General features: G+C 69.2%; 23 protein-coding genes and 2 pseudogenes. 24 read left to right on the forward strand and 1 reads right to left on the reverse strand.

Annotation, left to right across the window (positions count from 1 at the left end):
• The 24 genes and pseudogenes from CcI49_RS41780 to CcI49_RS33415 all read left to right on the forward strand — a co-directional run.
• Nucleotides 1-245, forward strand: a 245-nt coding sequence (locus CcI49_RS41780; RefSeq protein ID WP_206745186.1) for a hypothetical protein, incomplete at its 5' end; no start/stop codon positions are given.
• A 55-nt stretch (nucleotides 246-300) separates the two neighbouring features.
• Nucleotides 301-732: a hypothetical protein gene (locus tag CcI49_RS33305; protein ID WP_076833344.1), complete on the forward strand. Its 432-nt coding sequence runs from the start codon at nucleotides 301-303 to the stop codon at nucleotides 730-732.
• Nucleotides 729-1076 carry a hypothetical protein gene (locus CcI49_RS33310; RefSeq protein WP_076833347.1) on the forward strand — a complete coding sequence of 116 codons (348 nt, stop codon included), beginning with the start codon at nucleotides 729-731 and terminating at the stop codon, nucleotides 1074-1076. The genes CcI49_RS33305 and CcI49_RS33310 overlap by 4 nt, the downstream gene beginning before the upstream one ends.
• A 48-nt stretch (nucleotides 1077-1124) precedes the next feature.
• The gene (locus CcI49_RS33315) at nucleotides 1125-1508 is read left to right on the forward strand and encodes a hypothetical protein (RefSeq protein WP_076833350.1); all 384 of its coding nucleotides are present in this window, start codon (nucleotides 1125-1127) and stop codon (nucleotides 1506-1508) included.
• Nucleotides 1505-1888 (forward strand): hypothetical protein, encoded by a 384-nt coding sequence (locus tag CcI49_RS33320; RefSeq protein WP_076833354.1) that lies wholly within the window; start codon nucleotides 1505-1507, stop codon nucleotides 1886-1888. Before CcI49_RS33315 ends, CcI49_RS33320 begins: the two co-directional genes overlap by 4 nt.
• Before the next feature lie 133 nt (nucleotides 1889-2021).
• Nucleotides 2022-2540: a hypothetical protein gene (locus tag CcI49_RS41785; protein WP_131831265.1), complete on the forward strand. Its 519-nt coding sequence runs from the start codon at nucleotides 2022-2024 to the stop codon at nucleotides 2538-2540.
• A complete protein-coding gene (locus CcI49_RS33325; RefSeq protein ID WP_076833356.1) occupies nucleotides 2522-3526 on the forward strand; it encodes a DUF932 domain-containing protein in 1005 nt (334 codons plus the stop codon). The genes CcI49_RS41785 and CcI49_RS33325 overlap by 19 nt, the downstream gene beginning before the upstream one ends.
• 101 nt (nucleotides 3527-3627) lie before the next feature.
• A complete protein-coding gene (locus tag CcI49_RS33330) occupies nucleotides 3628-4035 on the forward strand; it encodes a hypothetical protein (RefSeq protein ID WP_241840378.1) in 408 nt (135 codons plus the stop codon).
• Nucleotides 4036-4274: 239 nt separating this feature from the next.
• Entirely contained in the window at nucleotides 4275-4634 is a 360-nt protein-coding gene (locus CcI49_RS33335; RefSeq protein WP_076833357.1) for a hypothetical protein, read from the forward strand.
• 58 nt (nucleotides 4635-4692) lie between these two features.
• Complete coding sequence (locus CcI49_RS33340) at nucleotides 4693-5013, forward strand: hypothetical protein (protein WP_076833359.1); 321 nt, start codon at nucleotides 4693-4695, stop codon at nucleotides 5011-5013.
• Between the two features lie 193 nt (nucleotides 5014-5206).
• Nucleotides 5207-5599, forward strand: coding sequence for a hypothetical protein (locus tag CcI49_RS33345; protein ID WP_076833362.1), 393 nt, complete (start codon nucleotides 5207-5209; stop codon nucleotides 5597-5599).
• A 5-nt stretch (nucleotides 5600-5604) separates the two neighbouring features.
• Entirely contained in the window at nucleotides 5605-6147 is a 543-nt protein-coding gene (locus CcI49_RS33350) for a hypothetical protein (RefSeq protein WP_076833363.1), read from the forward strand.
• A gap of 303 nt (nucleotides 6148-6450) precedes the next feature.
• The gene (locus CcI49_RS33360; RefSeq protein ID WP_076833365.1) at nucleotides 6451-6990 is read left to right on the forward strand and encodes a hypothetical protein; all 540 of its coding nucleotides are present in this window, start codon (nucleotides 6451-6453) and stop codon (nucleotides 6988-6990) included.
• A 44-nt stretch (nucleotides 6991-7034) separates the two neighbouring features.
• A complete protein-coding gene (locus tag CcI49_RS33365; RefSeq protein WP_076833367.1) occupies nucleotides 7035-7415 on the forward strand; it encodes a hypothetical protein in 381 nt (126 codons plus the stop codon).
• Nucleotides 7416-7572: 157 nt separating this feature from the next.
• Complete coding sequence (locus CcI49_RS33370; protein ID WP_241840379.1) at nucleotides 7573-7863, forward strand: hypothetical protein; 291 nt, start codon at nucleotides 7573-7575, stop codon at nucleotides 7861-7863.
• Nucleotides 7864-7928: 65 nt separating this feature from the next.
• A complete protein-coding gene (locus tag CcI49_RS33375; RefSeq protein ID WP_076833371.1) occupies nucleotides 7929-8177 on the forward strand; it encodes a hypothetical protein in 249 nt (82 codons plus the stop codon).
• A gap of 481 nt (nucleotides 8178-8658) precedes the next feature.
• Complete coding sequence (locus tag CcI49_RS33380) at nucleotides 8659-9207, forward strand: hypothetical protein (protein ID WP_076833372.1); 549 nt, start codon at nucleotides 8659-8661, stop codon at nucleotides 9205-9207.
• A gap of 29 nt (nucleotides 9208-9236) precedes the next feature.
• Complete coding sequence (locus tag CcI49_RS33385; protein WP_076833373.1) at nucleotides 9237-9866, forward strand: hypothetical protein; 630 nt, start codon at nucleotides 9237-9239, stop codon at nucleotides 9864-9866.
• A 262-nt stretch (nucleotides 9867-10128) separates the two neighbouring features.
• Nucleotides 10129-10860 (forward strand): hypothetical protein, encoded by a 732-nt coding sequence (locus tag CcI49_RS33390; protein WP_076833374.1) that lies wholly within the window; start codon nucleotides 10129-10131, stop codon nucleotides 10858-10860.
• A 71-nt stretch (nucleotides 10861-10931) separates the two neighbouring features.
• Complete coding sequence (locus CcI49_RS33395; RefSeq protein WP_076833375.1) at nucleotides 10932-11537, forward strand: hypothetical protein; 606 nt, start codon at nucleotides 10932-10934, stop codon at nucleotides 11535-11537.
• A 244-nt stretch (nucleotides 11538-11781) separates the two neighbouring features.
• Entirely contained in the window at nucleotides 11782-12312 is a 531-nt protein-coding gene (locus tag CcI49_RS33400; protein WP_076833440.1) for a hypothetical protein, read from the forward strand.
• Nucleotides 12313-12664: 352 nt separating this feature from the next.
• The gene (locus tag CcI49_RS33405; protein WP_076833376.1) at nucleotides 12665-13144 is read left to right on the forward strand and encodes a hypothetical protein; all 480 of its coding nucleotides are present in this window, start codon (nucleotides 12665-12667) and stop codon (nucleotides 13142-13144) included.
• Between the two features lie 463 nt (nucleotides 13145-13607).
• On the forward strand, nucleotides 13608-14462 hold the full coding sequence (locus CcI49_RS33410) for a hypothetical protein (RefSeq protein ID WP_241840380.1): 855 nt from the start codon (nucleotides 13608-13610) through the stop codon (nucleotides 14460-14462).
• 294 nt (nucleotides 14463-14756) lie between these two features.
• Nucleotides 14757-15287: pseudogene (locus CcI49_RS33415) on the forward strand (helix-turn-helix domain-containing protein).
• Between the two features lie 37 nt (nucleotides 15288-15324).
• On the opposite strand, the pseudogene CcI49_RS43805 reads toward CcI49_RS33415, so the two are convergent.
• Nucleotides 15325-15429, reverse strand: a pseudogene (locus tag CcI49_RS43805) (NlpC/P60 family protein); the annotation flags it as partial.
• Between the last annotated feature and the right edge of the window lie 34 nt (nucleotides 15430-15463).

Genomic DNA, 15463 nt, shown 5'->3' on the forward strand with positions numbered 1-15463 from the left:
AACACGCATCCGATCGAGACGAAAGGCATGTGGTCGTGTTCGACATCCTCGGTGATCGCGGGCGTGCGCTCGCGATTGTCCAGCGGCGCGGGCGGGATCACTTCCTGATGTTGCTGGATCGCTTGGCGTCGATTTACCACGGCTGCGACTGTGAGATCTACAAGTTCAGCCTGGAATGGATGGACGAACCGTACCTACTCAAGGCGCGGGGAATTCACGGCGACCTGTTGATCGGGTGGCGCTAGCCACCTACCGGCGGTGCACCTAAAGCGTGTCACCCGTCATGTGGAGGGAGGGTCTGTGACCTGTGACGTTCTGCCTGAGGAGTTCGCGCGCCGCTTTGAGCGGGGAGTATGGCGCGAACTGATCGAATCGGCGATGGTCGAATGGTCGCCGGACAAGACCACGAACCTGTACGGCAGTGGTTTCGACGGAACAGAAACCGAGTATCTGCGCGGCGATCCCGCCGACGATATCCGTGACTTCCTGGAAGGCGCCGAGCCCGACCTGTCGTCACTGATCGAGCGGCTGGGCGATCGGGCACCGGGCGCCGAGAAGCTGGGCCGGGACTGGGTCCTGTCGCGGCAGCGGCAGGGCGCGGGTCTGTGGTCCTGCGGCTACGGCCCGGAAGGCGACCGGATGCACGAACAGGCGATCTTCTACGGCGACATCCTGCTGGAGATCTCCGGGGTCGAGGAGGACTGCGACAGCTGGGTGGTGCGGGTCCTGTGACCGGCCGGCATCTGCGTCTTCACCATCGTTACTACTTCGAGCACGAAGCGTACGACGGAGACATCTACCCGCACGGCGAATGGTCCGAGGACCTCGACTGCGAACCGGACGAGTACGACCGTGAGGACGGGCTCGGTGCCGTGGACCTAGCCGTCGCCCGGTTGACGGGCTTGGGGGTTACAGAGCCTTCGGGCGGCCCGGACTTTCCTGGGCCGCACTGCTGGTGGGGCGGCAGGGTCACGCTGAGCCATTACACCGGTGAGATGCGGGAGACCTCCGCGCATCCGGAGGGGTTCAGCGACGCCGAGTGCCGCGAACTCTGGGCGCGGCTGACCGGCGCATAGCCGCCCCGCCTTCTGCGCTCTCTACCCGATTTTTCGAGAGGTGGCGCCATGCTCGGCGTGCTCGCGGACCCCACGGTGCGGATCGGGGTCCACATCGACGATGACCACGACTACTACCTGTCCCCCGTCGGCGACCTCGACGTGATCACCGAGGAACGGGACCGTTTCGCGGACGGGACGTGGGCTGCCTACATGCTGACGATCGTGGTGGAGTGCCTGCACTGCGACCACCGGTACAGCACGGACGTGCTCGGTGGCGTGGTGGTGGAGACGACCGCGCTGGCCGGGTCGATCATCTGGTCCGATGACCCGTTCCTCCTGGAGAACCCGGCCGACTACCTGACGATGCAGATCCGGGACCTGATCGCTCAAGAGCGTGACGACCCGACCCCGGTCACGGCCTGGCTGCCCCTGCCCGCGAACGCATCGTGAGCCGGGTCGAGTCGCTGCCGCTCGCGAACGGGGCGCCCGCCCGCCGGGGGACGGCCGCGTTGCTGGTGTCTCCGCATCGGGAGCCACTGACCGGTGGCGGCCCGGACGCCGTCCACGTCGAGCTGATCGTGATCCGCTCGGTGACCCGTGATGGGCGGGTTCGCGCCTATGAGGAGATGTGGCCGGGCGGGCGGCCCGTCCGGGTCGCCACGACCGCATGGAAGATCAGCAGCCTGATCGACGCGTCGGTGCTCGACCCGGACCGCGCGGTGGCGATCGCACGCGCGCACACCTACCCCGGCCACCGTCAGGTCCGACCGTGGGAGTCGCTCGCCGAGGCCCGTGCGGCGCTGAGTCCCGCGCGCACGCCCGCCCGGTAAGGCCGCCCCGGCCGAAGACGCCACCCGCCCGCACGGCGATGGACGTGCTTGGGCCCGCGCGTGGAGGGGGCCCCGCCTTCCCTGGCCGGCCCGACGCACGTGGTCGCGTGCTCTGCGGCAGAAAGGAACGGCAATGCGTGATCAACCAGATGTCAGCTCCGACTCGATCGCTACCGCGATGCAGGAAATGATCCTGGAGGATATTCGCGACGGACGGGTCCCCCAGACCGTCGACGCCTTCGAGCAGTTGCACGACTTTGTCGATGCCAACGATTACGTGCAGCAGGCGTTGGAGGCCCTCGGCCTGACAGCCCTACCGGACGATGCGGCCCGCGACAACGCGGCCATTGCCCTCGTCGACACATGGCTCGCAGGCGGATCGAGCCGCTGCCGCGGACGGGCGCCGGTGCTCGATCTGGCCCGTGTGGTCGTGATCGCTCGCGCACGCCTACCCGGACCACTGGCGGGTCCGCCCGTGGGCGCCGCTCACCGAGGTCTGCGCGGCGCTGAACCCCGCACGCACACCTGCCCCGTAGCTCCTTACCGCATGCCCGCCATCGGACGGCGTCCGGTGGCCCGTCGGCATGCCCTCACATCGCTACCCACCCCCGCCGCTCGATGGAAGGAAGCCGCATGTCGAAGGAAACCCTGACCTGGCTGAACGGCAACACGCTGATCGGTTTCACCGACAAGCGTGGCCACGCCTGGCACTACCGCGCCGACCAGCAGGGCGAGGCCAACCACTACCCGGGGCCGATCCCGGTCGACGACGTCGAGCGCCGGCTGTTCGACTGGGCCGCGCTCGAACAGCCGATCTACGTCGAGTCCCCGGTCACCGGCGGTCTGGACGTCGTCCCGGACCGCAAGGCGATCATCCGGTCCGACACCGGAAGCGTGATGGGGATCTTCAGCGACGGCTACCAGCCCCACCCCTACAAGGAATGGCTGGTCGACAACGTCGCGCAGCTCCTCGACGACGATCTCGCGATCGGGTCGGCCGGGCTGCTGCGCGGCGGAGCGGTCGCGTGGGTGTCGGTCGAGGTCCCCGACACGATCAAGACCCCGGAAGGCGTCGAGTTCCGTCCGAACCTGCTGGCCACCACGTCGTTCGACGGCTCGCTGTCGACGACCTACAAGCGGATCGTGACCAACGTCGTCTGTGACAACACGATGGCGGCCGGTCTGCGGGAGAAGGGCCAGCAGACCAAGGTCAAGCACTCCGCCCGGTCACACCTGCGGCTCGGCGAGGCGCGGGGGGCACTCGCGATCGTGCACACGATCGCCGACGACTTCGCCGCGGAGGTCGCCGAACTGTGCGCGCTGGACGTGTCCGACCGGCAGTGGGCGGCGTTCCTGGACGCCCACGCACCCATGCCGGAGGAGAAGGGGCGGGCGCGGACCAGCGCGGAGAAGCACCGCGACGTCCTGAACCGGCTGTGGAACCACGACGAGCGGGTCTCCCCGTGGCGTAACACCGGCTGGGGTGTGGTGCAGGCGGTCAACACCTACACCCACCACGAGCAGAGCGTTCGCGGTGCCACGCGGGCCGAGCGCAACATGCTGCGCGCCGTGACCGGTGGGGCCGACCAGCTCGACGGTTCCACCCTCACCACGCTGCGCACCCTGCTGCCCACCTGACCCGACACCCCACACCTGCCACTGCGCCCCGCCCCGGCCGCCCGCTGGGGCGGGCGCAGTGCGCTACCCGCACAGCTGACCGGAAGGGACCGGGTATCGCGATGTTCGCCGCACTGACCGTCGATGGCACGACCGTGAACAGCCTGGACGACGACAGCAGCATCAAGTTGATCTTCGACGCCGACATCGAGTTCCGCTGTTCCGCCTGCGGGGCGGACCTTGTCGAGACCCCGCACGGCTTTGACGACAACGGCGACAACGCATGCCCCGCCTACCAGTCGGACGAGCCCGGCGCGGACGGCGCCGGACCGCACACGCCTGAGCGGGTGGCGCTGTCGTGGTGCAACAGCGCTGGTATCCGCACCGACGAGGCCGACGACGCGATCACCCTGAGCCTGTCCACCGGCCACCCATTCGGCGCGTTCACGATCACCGTCCGACGGGTTCCCGACGATGCCGACAGCCCGCTCGCGGGACGGCTCCTGCTGCACCTGCCCTACCCGGACTAGCCGATGCCGCACGACCAGCTACACCCGCTGCAGTCCGGCACGTTCGTCATCGGCCGGCCCGTCCCGGCCCGACGAGCCCGCCTGACCGCCGCCTGAGCACGCGTTTCCCGACAGCCGGCGCCCCTCCCTGCCGCCCACCCGTGGCAGCCGGCAGGCGTCTGGCCCCGCCTGGGACATACCCGCCGGTCTGCCCCGGGGCCGGCGGTTCGCTACCGCCCCACGACCAGGAAGGCACACGCATGCCCACGACGCCGACGCTCGCGGTCGCCACTGACTTCATCCTGTCGCACGCCACCGAGCAGGACCTGACCCGCATCACCGAAATGGTCCAGCAGCGGCGGAACGCGCTCGCCGCGATCAGAAGCGCGTCCCTGACCACCGGGGCCCCTGTGCGGATCGCCAACATCAAGCCCCGTTACCTCAACGGGCTGACCGGCACCATCTGCCAGATCGAGGGCAAGCACGCCACGGTCATCCTCGACGTCGAGTCCACGGACCGGCTGCGCTTCATCCCCAGCAACAGGCGTTTCCCCGTTCCCTCCGAGGCGACCAGCTTCGACCTGCGTGGCGTGCCGCTGAGCTGCTGCCTGCCCGCCTGACCCTGCCGCTGCCGGCCGAGAGGCCGACGTTCAGCACTCCTCACAAGGGGGATCAGCAATGGACTCCGCGCGCACGACGATGCGTGTGACCCTCGATGGCCTCGGCGAGTACGAGGTACCAGCCAACGATCTGCGCTGGAACGGCTTCGCCTGCCCCGGCTTCACCCTCGACCAGGTTCGTGAGATCGCTGTCGATCTGCACCTGTCCAACCTGGCCGTCGGCTCCGACGACCAGGAGACGATCATCGTCGGAGACGACGAGACCGTCACGATCCACAACACCTGGTCGAACGAAACGGAGACGGTCGAGCCCAACCCGCGCGACGGCCTGTACTACGTCGGCGGTTTCCGTTGGACCTGGGAGATCGTCGGCGCGTAAGCGCCGCCGGACACCGGCCGGGGACGCGCCGTCCGCAACACCGACCGGGCCGCGTCCCGGCCCCGCCCGGCTCCCCCGTGCAGGACCCCGGTCACGGACGCCCCGAGCAGCGCCGGCAGCCGCACAGCTGGGCTCCCGCCCGCATGGCCCTGTGCACCTGCATACCCGCCCGCCCCGGAAGGGGGTTGTTCCTGTGCTGTTCGACCTGTCCGTGCTCCCGACCGCCGACGCCAATGATCTCAGCGCGGCCCTGTCCGCGATCAACACGGAGTTGCTGCGGCGGATCACCGCTGATGGCGGGTTCGCGGCGAAGGTCCGCGAGCTGTACCCGACGGCCGTCGCTGTGCTCTGCGACGTGGTGTGGGACGAGTACCCGACCGCGTCCGCGGAAGGCGTGCTCCTCGCCGACGGCAGAGTGATCCCCATCGACGCGCGGACCGCCCCGGACCTGTGGGGGGAGATCAGCGACGAGGTCGCGGATCTGGCCGCTGTCGACGGCGCGATTAGCGAGGACGTCACCCACGGCCATCTGATCCGCCTCGGCCCCCCGCCCGTGTTCCTCGGCGACGACCCGTCCCGGGCCTGATCCCGATGGGCCGCACCGCAGGCCGCCGGACGTCTCCGACGGCGGCCGACCTCGACACGCGCCGCCGCCGACCGGTCAACCCGGGCGGCCCGCCGACCGACGACGACCGTCTCGACGCCCGCGCGCTGCTCGCCACACTGACCGGAGGCGACACCAGCCGGCACACAGCGCTCAACGCCGCCCACCTCGCCGACCACACCGCCCCCAGCTACGACCCCGACCGGGTCGTCCGCATCCTGACCGCACTTCGTGACCAGCTCGCCGACGAGATCGACGCCTGGACCTATCACCGGATCTCCCGTGCCCGCGCCGAGGAGACCTGGCGGCACCACCTCGACGGCGGCGGCTGCGCCGCCTGCGTCGATCCGTGCGCGTTCTGCCTCACCTGGGCCAACACGCTCGATCTGGAACGGGTCGACGACGCCGACCGGCAGGTCTGGCGGCCCCGTCCCCGCGCGGACGCACAGCCCCGCCCGGCGACCCGACGCCGCCGCGCGGGCCGGGTCGCGGCACCCTCACCCGAACGGAGCAACGGCGAGGGCCCCTGAGTTCCCCCTACCCCCGACCTTCGTCGGCCACCCGGTCGTAGCTGGAATCTACGTACCCCGCACGTGCCACTACGCGCCACTGTGGGCTGTTGTCGCGGCAAGCGCCGCGCCCGGCGAATTCCACGTCGCTCTTCTCCACGACGACCAGAAATGTATCCGAAGCTGGTAGGACATTCCCGGTCTGAGTGAAGCGCTCGACCGGATGCGCGCCAAGGCCGATTTCTGGTCGGACTCCCCTCGACTAACCGCACCCTCAGCCCGGGAGGTTTCCCGGATTGTAGGCCGTCACGGAAAAGAGTGACAGTGAACCACGCCTCCGAGTTTCCCGAGCTGATGAGAAAGCTGCCGATCGACCGGCGCCGGAACGTTCCTATTCCTGCTGTCACCGCACATCATCCGGACGGGGAGCCAGATTTCTCGACCGTGGACGGCCGGGAGGCGTTCCGTCTCGCCTCCGAGGGACGGTGCGGCATCTGTGCCCAGCCGTTCGCCGACGAAGTCGCGTTTCTCGGCGGCCCCGGGGCCGCCGCTGTCGGGGCCTACCACGATCCGCCGATGCATGAGGGATGTGCCGAGGCATCCACCCGGCTCTGTCCTCACCTGGCCCGCCGCGACATGCGCCGGCTCACCGACCGGCGTTCCACCGGCGAGCTTCCCGCCGGCAGCTCTCCGGAGAAACCGGACGTGTGGGTGATGTGGATCTGCCAGGGATTCAGCGGGGCTGTCGTGAACGCCATGCCGGTGTTTCTTCCTGAAGCCTACACGCGGCTACGGATCTTCACCTATACCGCCGACGGCCAGTTGCACGAATCATTCGACACGACACCCGGCGTCGGCGGGTGAACCCGCAGCCCTGCCCTTCCTACTCCTGGAGAAAAGCGATCACGATGTGGAACGGTCCCCTGCTGCCCGGCGTGCGATTTCTGCGGAGGCGCCGGTGGGCCCCACCGCTGGACCCGCGGTCGCGGCGTGAGCACGCACGTGACGTGTTCGTCGACGCCCGCGACGCGTTGCGGATGGTCCTGGAAGACGACATCGAGACCGCCACGCGGACCGAATGCCCGTCGGCGACGGGGCTTGAGGTCGAGGTCTACGCGGACGAACTCGGGGAGGCCCGCGCCCGGTTGATCGCCGTCCTCACCGACGACGGTTCCACCGAGAACGTACGGGACATGCTCGTCGAATCGCTCGCCGACCTGCTCGACGAATGGGCGACCACCGCCAACGCCGACAGCACCGAGATCGTGTTCCGCTCACTACCCGAGTAGCACTGATCTCTGTTCGCTGCGTGCCCGCCCGCTGTGGCACCGGGCGCCTGGCGACCGGACCACCCCCACGCGGAGGGGCGTTTTCCCGCAGCGCTCGGTACGGACTTCCGCGCACGTTCTGAGTCTGGAAGGAACGACCCCGATGCCGGATTCATCGGTGAGTTACGGAACGATCGACATGTACGACGCGCTGCCTCCGCATCCCTGCGCGAGCTGGGAACCAGGAAACGTGGGCAGCTTCTCCCTCCGCATCACCGCGCTACTTGACGAGAGCGGCGGAATTCTCGTCCACGGCGACACCACGCGAACCCTGGAAGGCGCGGAGGAGCCGCCGATCAGGGTCCTGGTCGACGACGGAGAGGTTTACAGCAGTCCCGCCACGCTCAGCGGCGACTGTTCCGACCCCGACCACGGATATCCCGTTCCCTGGCGCACCGCCGAGGGCTGAGCGAACACCCGCACGTCGATGCCGGGCATTCCACCCGGCCCACCACGGAAAGGAACGTGATTCCCATGTTCTACCTGAGTCGCCGTCGCCGCCGGCAGCTGCGGTTCTGGGGGTTCGTCGTCCTGCTGGTATGGCTGCTGGGCGTCGCCGCCACGCACAACGTCACCATGTTCGCCGCCTATACGGCGGTCGCCCTCGTCGCGATCACCGTCGACCTGACCTCGGGCCGGCGCCACCGTGGCCGGCGCCGCCGCCCGGCCCGGCGGGCACGGCCGGGCAGCACCCGCGTTCACCGGCCCGGACGGGCTACCTGACCGTTTCTTCCGAAGGCCGGACTGCGATGCCGCGTCGCACCCGCATCACCGCCGTGGACCCGGAGCAGCATCTACGCCAGGCCCTCGTTCCGCACCCGGAAGCGGTCGAGGGTGCAACGACCCAGAGGAACACGCCGCTCTACAGCGTGGCTCTGGCCCACAACAAGAATCGCTCTCTCTGGACTACCGACGTTCGCGTCGAAGCTTTCCCGCGGCTGTTCGAGGACCGAACCATGGCGTTGGAGGTCATCGAGCGAGCGGCGGGGATCGCGCGGGAACTCAACCCCCAAGGTCGCCGTTCAGATCGCCTTTTTCGTCCACGACGACGGCGGCCGGTGAGCGGCGTTCGTGGACTAGCGGGAACACTTCCCGACAGAGGCGCCGCGCCCGCGTGAGGCCGGGCGGCCAATCAACGCCGGTTAGCGACACCAGCTTGCGGCGCACATGCCAACCACCAGGCTTGGAAAAGTGGAGTACAGCCATGCCCAAAAGCAAGATCGATCAGCTCGTGGCGGGCTACATCAACCTCGTCACCACCGCGATGTCAGCCCTCGACTGGGCCGAGGAGGAGATCACGCAGGCGATTGCCCGCCACCCGCGTAAGCGGGACCAGCTCTTTCACAGCTACCCGGCCCTCGTCCCGACCACAATCCTCTTTCCGGTCGAGTTCGTCTACCGAGGGCACTTCCGGGAGATCCTCGAACGGGTCGCCACCGGGAAAGACGCGCGCCCCGGTACGGCCGCCGAAGCGTGCTGCCTGCTGACCGAGGTCAGCAAGTCCACGCCTTTCCCGTCGTACGGCTACGGACTCTACTTCCGCTTGTGGGCGAAGGCGTTCCCCGACCACGCGACGATCGCCGCGGACTCTCAGATCGGCCACTACGAGGCGCTGTTCGGCCCGAAGATCGACGAGCTGGAGGGCGATATCCGCAAGGACCTGACCGTGCAGGACCGCCAGCTCGGCCCGATCACCTGTGACGGCGTACACAACGGCGTGATCGTGGACTGCGCCTACACCCGTACCCGGTAGCCAAGGGACTCACGGAACGGAGTACAGCCATGTCCGAGTCCAGCACACCGCTTCCGGCTCTGGCGGAGAGGATCGCCGCCGAACTGGGAGGCGACTGGAAGGTCGAGGCCGGTAACTGGCCGGAGGACGCCTTCCTGGTCAATAAGTCGAATCCGCTCTGCAAGATACACGTCCAAATGGGCCGGCACTACACCAAGCGAGACAAGGTCGAGATCTCTGGTATCTACCCGCACCGCGCGTCCGAGTACCAGACCGGTCGCACATCCAGGGACAGGACCTATGCCGCGCCGAACAAGTCGGCACTGGCGATCGCACGGCAGATCCAGCGATATGTCCTGCCAGGCTACGAGGCTGAGCTGGCGCGGGTGTGTGAGATTCTCGACGGCCGGCGCAGAACGCAGCAGCGCGCGGAGGAGATCGCGCGCGGCGTCATGGCCGCGTTCGGTCTTCCCTGGACAGGGCTCGACCGCACGGCCGACGAGTACCAGCGAGACCGCTGGCTTCCGGTCGCCAGCTTCTGGCGCCATCCCAAGGAGACGATCCGGAATTTCAGTGCCGAGCCCACGCACAGGGGCGAGGTCGAGTTCACGTTCTCCGCGCACGCCGGCCACGCTGTGAAGATCGCCGAGTTCCTGGCCTCTCTTCCTCCGGTGGATTAACGTCCGGCGTCGCCTCGACCGGTCGTGCGGCCGGCACGGTTGAGCGCCGCGATCTGCCCTCGGGTCGGGACCTGACCGACCTGGCCCCCACTGCCGGTTCTCACCGGCCAGGGCGGAACGAGGCCGATGGTGGCAGCCGACGTGCCGCCGTCGGCGCCTCGGCCCCCGCGCACCTCTCGGTCCGGGCCGTCACGCCCTGGCCTCCTCATCTGCTCTGCGATCAGCCTGTCCGCTGTGCCGCGCCCGAAGGGAGCGCCCTGCCATGCCCTCGACCCCGCATCTGCTCGGCTTCGCCGAACTCCTCGGCCGGCTCCGCCATGTCCTGACCGTCAACGGCGAGGACACCGTCACCCGCCGCCCCGTCGATCTGACCTACCAGCCGTACTTCGGCCGGGACGGCTGGCCCCGCCGTCTGCACGGGCACATCCTGTTCTGGCTGAACGGCCATCTCGATCCGTCCAGCCTGCTCAACCTCGATTCCGCCGCCGACGTCCTCGGGACGCTCGGCTACCCGCTGACCGTGAAGGCCGCCGTTCTCGCCAGTGAGGCTGAGCAGCTCAGCTTGCAGGGCTGGACCTGGGGCCACGCCGTCCACACGGCGGTCCTGCGCACCGTCGAGGACGACCAGCCGGAAGACACCCGCATCGGCGACGCCACCGTGATGGCCGTGCTTTCCCACGTCGCCGCCCACCATGCCCCCGAGACGACCAGCCCGACCCGGGCCGTCCCGCTGTTTCACCGCGGCTATCCGACCGGGCTTCTCGGCCACCTGGCCGCCGAGCTGCGTCTCGATGCCGTCCACGCCTCCGCGCTCGGGGACACCCGTGCCCTGGCGCTGTTCGGCCACCTCGGCTGGACGCTGTCCCCCCGCGCCAGCGCGGTCCTCACCACCGCCGAGGAGGTCGAAGCGGACGGAGCCACCTGGACCGACGTCGTCATCCAGGCCCGGGATACCCCCCTCGACCACCTGCCCCGCGAGCCCTGGGACCGCTGAACCGCGCCCAGCGCCCACAACCCCTCGGCCCCACCAACCTGCAAGATCACCCATTGGAGGGAAGACCCCGGATGGACACCACGACTGGTGGCACGGTGACGGAGACGGCCGCGCAGGACGATTCGGTGCTGGCCGCGTGGCAGGCGGAGATCACCCGCCTCGATGCCCTGTTGACCGATGCGAAGCGGGCATACATTGCCGCGCAGATGGGTCTGGTTGCCTACCAGATCCGCAGCTGGAAGCCGGAGGGTGAGCTCGCGGTCGACATGACCGATGCAGCCAAGGTAGAGACCACCGTGACGCACAACGGTGAGGATCTCGTTGTGACCGTCGACAGTATTCTCACCGCGGACGGATCGGAGATCGCTGCCTGGTTTCCTCGCCCGGGGCAGGCAGAACTCGACGGGTTGGACGAGCTGGTGTGCGGCTCCATCGAGGCCTGCATCGCGAACGGGTTGGAGCGTGACGGCGGGGAGATCACTCTCCCGCCACCCAGCGAGCCGGACCCCGCCGCAGCCGCCCACGACGAGGAGTTCCGCATCGACGGTCTGTGGCAGAGGGTCCAGGAGATCGGACGGCGCCGCGGCTATTGGAACGGCGCGGATGTCGTCCAGATGCTCACGGAATGGTTCGCAGAGCTCGGATTCCGTGTCGATGACACGGACGAGGAGGCCTGAGACCTGACTCTCTGGATGCAGGCACATGAGGTGGAAGGCCGCGGTCGCCGCCTTCGCCGTTGATCCCACAGCCCAGACACGATCGGGCCGCTGGGCCAAGCGGTACAGGGGCCGTGATGGCGCTCCCGGTGTGGTGTCCACCGGCCAGGCGCGATCAGACTGGTGTGACGGCCGGTCCGGCACCTCCCTCGCGGGTGCGCCGGACCAGGCTGCCGCTGCGACCCGCGCCCCCAGAGGACAGCTGATGAACTTCGAGTCCCACGTCTTGGTCGACATGACCGTCAAACAGGTCCAGGACGCCCTGGCGAAGGGTGACCAACCCGCGATCGCGGTCCTGGAAGGAGAGCCCTCGCGCACTCTGAGTAACTCGGCCTACCTGCGTGACCCCGCCCGCGCGGAAGCGTTCGAGCGGCAGGTCGCCGAGGAGGCGAACCACATCGATCTCGAACGTGTGATCTTGGCCGTCCCGCAGATCAGCAGGCCCGAGACCATCGACGAGGAGACCTCTGTCCGGCTGCGTTCCCCCTACACCGGCGGGCCGGTGCTCGAGGACGACGGCGAGATGCACGTGATCCTGTGGGTGCTCTGGGACACGGAGGAAGGCCACGAGTCCGGGATGGTCCCCTACCGGCGCAAGCGCGACGGCACACCCGTCTTCGACGCCTTCGACGGCTCGGACTACATCTTCTCGATCCCCCTGAACGTCGGCGGCGGCCCCGGCCTCGTCCTGCTACGGGAACTACTCAGCGAGAAGCTGCGACGCACCGGTCCCTGACCTGCCCCGCCGGACGGGAACCCGCGAGCGCGAGGTCCGCGCGCCGCCAGCCCGCGGCGGCCAACTGGGCAGTCCGTCGGCCAGCGCGCCGCTGCCAACCGTCCGGCAGCGCCCGTGGTCGTCACCACACACCCGCGGCCGGCGACGATCCGCGTCGTCACCGTCATGCACCGAACCACGGGGACTGTCCCTGTCCGCCGAGACCGGCATCGCGACCCCAGAACGCCACAGCCAGCCGGCGGCGGGTTGCGCGCCTCGGCATACGGTGGACACGCCCACGAGCCGTCTACACCTCGACCACCGTTCCACCGCCCTGGGATCCGGAACGGGATTTGGACCACTGGAGGCCGCGATGAACGACGCCACCTGGACCCTGGTGACCGACGTCGTGGACCGTGTCCAGCAGTCCATCCGGATGACCGATTACCCGGCCATCGTCGTCCTCGACGGGGACAGCCGCCAGGTCCTCTCCGACTACGACTACATCCACGGCGAGAACGCCCGGACCGACTTCGAGACCCGCGCCGCGGACCACGCTCGAGCCCTGCAAGCCCGCCGGTTCACCTTCGCGGTGCCGCAGATCATCGAGATGATCCCCGGCAGCCTGCAGGCCCACGAGTTCTCCGTCCGGCCGCTGCGCGACGGCGAACAGGAATGTGTGGTCTGGACCGCCTACGACGCCGACGACGGCGTCGACTACGGCTGGGCCCCCTACACCCGCCGGCCGTCTGGCCAGCCAATCTTCGACGAGCCCAGCACGTTCCACCTACCGGCGATGCCGACCAGCGGCTTCCCCGGTCTCCGCCTGCTGCGCCTGCTCACCGCCGACTAGCCCAGCGCCCACCGGGCACTGGTCGCGTGCGTCAGCCGGGCCGGCATGTCCGTCCCGGGCGCTCGCCGCGGTCCTCTACGGGCCGCGTTGCGGGCAGAGGCCACGCCCAGGCAGCCGGCGCTGGGTACCCGTCCCGAGGGCTTGACCGCGTAGCGCGGGTGATGGCAGGTTCTCCGGTTCTCGGACGACCACTCGCAGGTGAAGGGCCATCGGCGATGACGCCCTTCGGCTCTTCCGTAGCTGTCCCCTGACCGGCACCGTCGTCCTGCTGGGCAGGCAAGCCGCCGCCCTCGCCCAGTGCGCGGCGCGTGCAGACATCGCCCTCGGCGACACCCGGCCCCAGCCTGCCGAGGCACGCCCGCACAGCGACACGTCGCACGGGGCTGGCATTTGCCATTCGCGAGCACCGTCGGAGATCGCCATGTCCCCCTTCAATCACTGTTCGCTATCGGAGCAGTATGCGATGCTTCGAGTCTCTTCCCGTTCCCGGCTGATCCACCTGACGCTTTCCGGGATGACCGTGGCCCTCTGCGGTCTCCCCTTCCGCGAGCAGATTCCCTCGGACCAACCAGGCCCCACCGCCCCCGTCTGCGGGCGCTGCTCCCGCACGGCCGCCCTGCATCCGCTCGACCGGGACCCGCCCGGCTACGACCTCACCGTCACATCGACCAGGCCCGGCCAGGTCACCGCGGCCGACTCCGCCGGACGCACGATCAGCACCGCGGACACCATTGGACTTGCCCGCTTCCACGCCTGGGACCACGCCCACACCACCGCACTCGCGACCGCACGTCTGCGCCGCGACCGCCGACGGATGGGCCCCGCCGACCACGAGGCGTGGCGGGTTCTCCTCGCCATCCCGGCCGGCCGTTGGCGGCCCGCCGGCACGATCCACACCCGTACCGACGGGTTCCTCGCCGACCTCGACTATGCCGACGCACACAGCCAGCAGCGGTTTCACAGCCGCCATCAGGCACGCCGATGGATCATCGAACACCGCGTAGTGCACGGCTGGCCCCACTCCGGATGGTTCGTCCTCGACGGCGCCCGCCTCCTGCGCCGCACCAGCAGCCGCCACGCCGCCACCCGGTGGCTGCGCGGCTACCACGCGACCTTCACCGGACTGCACGCCACCGCCATCCGGCCCGCCGGCCCCGACGCATACCAGCACCACTATCCCGACGGCAGCGTCTTCACCGTCGCCCGCGCCACCCACGCCGCCGACCACGGCATCGGCCTGTCGACCGCACCCCGATACCCCTACGACGATCTCCCTTTCGACGAAGGCCCCACCCCCACCCTCTCCGGCACTCCGTAGGCGGAACCGGCGCCGACGCCAGCCGCGTGGCGCGGCCCCTCGAACCCCCACCGGATTCCCGCAGGAACCGCCGCGATCGTGCCCAGCCGTACCTGTCCGACCGCGTCCCTCCGGCTCCGGCCGCACCGCGACGGCCGGACGGCCGGACTGCTCACCGGCACCCGTGCAGCCCATACCGGACCCGACCGCGCTCCCGGCCTCATTAGGCCGGAGCCGCGATCCCGCCTGGGCGCAGAGACCCGGACCCCGCCTTTCCCACACCCGTTCCCGGCCCACCAATCCCAGGGAGGAAACATGTCCACGACCAGCGACAACCGCTCCTACGCCCGCGAGGTGGGCGCCCGACTGCGCGCCATCCGCACCCGGCAAGGCCACTCCCTCCAGCAGATCGAGACCCGCTCCGACGGCCAGTGGAAGACCGCGGCACTCGGCTCCTACGAACGCGGCGACCGGATGATCAATATCGAGAGGCCCGCCGCGCTCGCCGACTTCTACGGCGTCCCCGTCCACACCCTGCTGCCCAGCGAACGCCCCGAGCCCCTCCCACCGCAGGCCGCCCGCGTCGTGCTCAACCTGCCCGCCCTGGCCCTTATACCCGCCGACGACGCCGGGACGCTGCGCCGCTGGGTCGCCGAGATCTAGCGGGAGCGCGGCGACTACGCCGGCCGGGTCCTCTCGATCCGCGAGGGAGACCTGCGCACCCTCACCACCCTTTACACCCTCGACCGCGACCAGCTGCTCGACATGCTCCAGCAGTGGAAGGTGCTCGACTCCACGAGCACCCTCGCGAACACCTCTGTCGCGGCAGGAACGCAGGCGCTGTGATCCAGCCTGCTGTGCTTCCGTCCGCGTGTCCTCCCGCGGGCCCAGCCTTGTCCTGAGTCTGCGCGGTGCGGGGCAGATCGATTCCTTCGGCCTGGTAGGCAGCTCTAGTGAGTCCGGAGCAGTCGAAGCCGCCTTCGGCCGGTTCTCTGAACTTGCGCAAGTCGGACAGATCATAT

The organism is Frankia sp. CcI49 (genome assembly GCF_001983215.1).
GTDB lineage: Bacteria > Actinomycetota > Actinomycetes > Frankiales > Frankiaceae > Parafrankia > Parafrankia irregularis.

Bases quoted from the DNA above. Each gene is read 5' to 3' on its own strand.
- CcI49_RS33405 (WP_076833376.1), top strand. From the start codon at position 12,665: ATGAACGACGCCACCTGGACCCTGGTGACCGACGTCGTGGACCGTGTC.
- CcI49_RS41785 (WP_131831265.1), top strand. From the start codon at position 2,022: ATGCGTGATCAACCAGATGTCAGCTCCGACTCGATCGCTACCGCGATG.
- CcI49_RS33335 (WP_076833357.1), top strand. From the start codon at position 4,275: ATGCCCACGACGCCGACGCTCGCGGTCGCCACTGACTTCATCCTGTCG.
- CcI49_RS33350 (WP_076833363.1), top strand. From the start codon at position 5,605: ATGGGCCGCACCGCAGGCCGCCGGACGTCTCCGACGGCGGCCGACCTC.
- CcI49_RS33340 (WP_076833359.1), top strand. From the start codon at position 4,693: ATGGACTCCGCGCGCACGACGATGCGTGTGACCCTCGATGGCCTCGGC.
- CcI49_RS33395 (WP_076833375.1), top strand. From the start codon at position 10,932: ATGGACACCACGACTGGTGGCACGGTGACGGAGACGGCCGCGCAGGAC.
- CcI49_RS33330 (WP_241840378.1), top strand. From the start codon at position 3,628: ATGTTCGCCGCACTGACCGTCGATGGCACGACCGTGAACAGCCTGGAC.
- CcI49_RS33380 (WP_076833372.1), top strand. From the start codon at position 8,659: ATGCCCAAAAGCAAGATCGATCAGCTCGTGGCGGGCTACATCAACCTC.
- CcI49_RS33385 (WP_076833373.1), top strand. From the start codon at position 9,237: ATGTCCGAGTCCAGCACACCGCTTCCGGCTCTGGCGGAGAGGATCGCC.
- CcI49_RS33325 (WP_076833356.1), top strand. From the start codon at position 2,522: ATGTCGAAGGAAACCCTGACCTGGCTGAACGGCAACACGCTGATCGGT.
- CcI49_RS33315 (WP_076833350.1), top strand. From the start codon at position 1,125: ATGCTCGGCGTGCTCGCGGACCCCACGGTGCGGATCGGGGTCCACATC.
- CcI49_RS33390 (WP_076833374.1), top strand. From the start codon at position 10,129: ATGCCCTCGACCCCGCATCTGCTCGGCTTCGCCGAACTCCTCGGCCGG.
- CcI49_RS33410 (WP_241840380.1), top strand. From the start codon at position 13,608: ATGCTTCGAGTCTCTTCCCGTTCCCGGCTGATCCACCTGACGCTTTCC.
- CcI49_RS33375 (WP_076833371.1), top strand. From the start codon at position 7,929: ATGTTCTACCTGAGTCGCCGTCGCCGCCGGCAGCTGCGGTTCTGGGGG.
- CcI49_RS33400 (WP_076833440.1), top strand. From the start codon at position 11,782: ATGAACTTCGAGTCCCACGTCTTGGTCGACATGACCGTCAAACAGGTC.
- CcI49_RS33365 (WP_076833367.1), top strand. From the start codon at position 7,035: ATGTGGAACGGTCCCCTGCTGCCCGGCGTGCGATTTCTGCGGAGGCGC.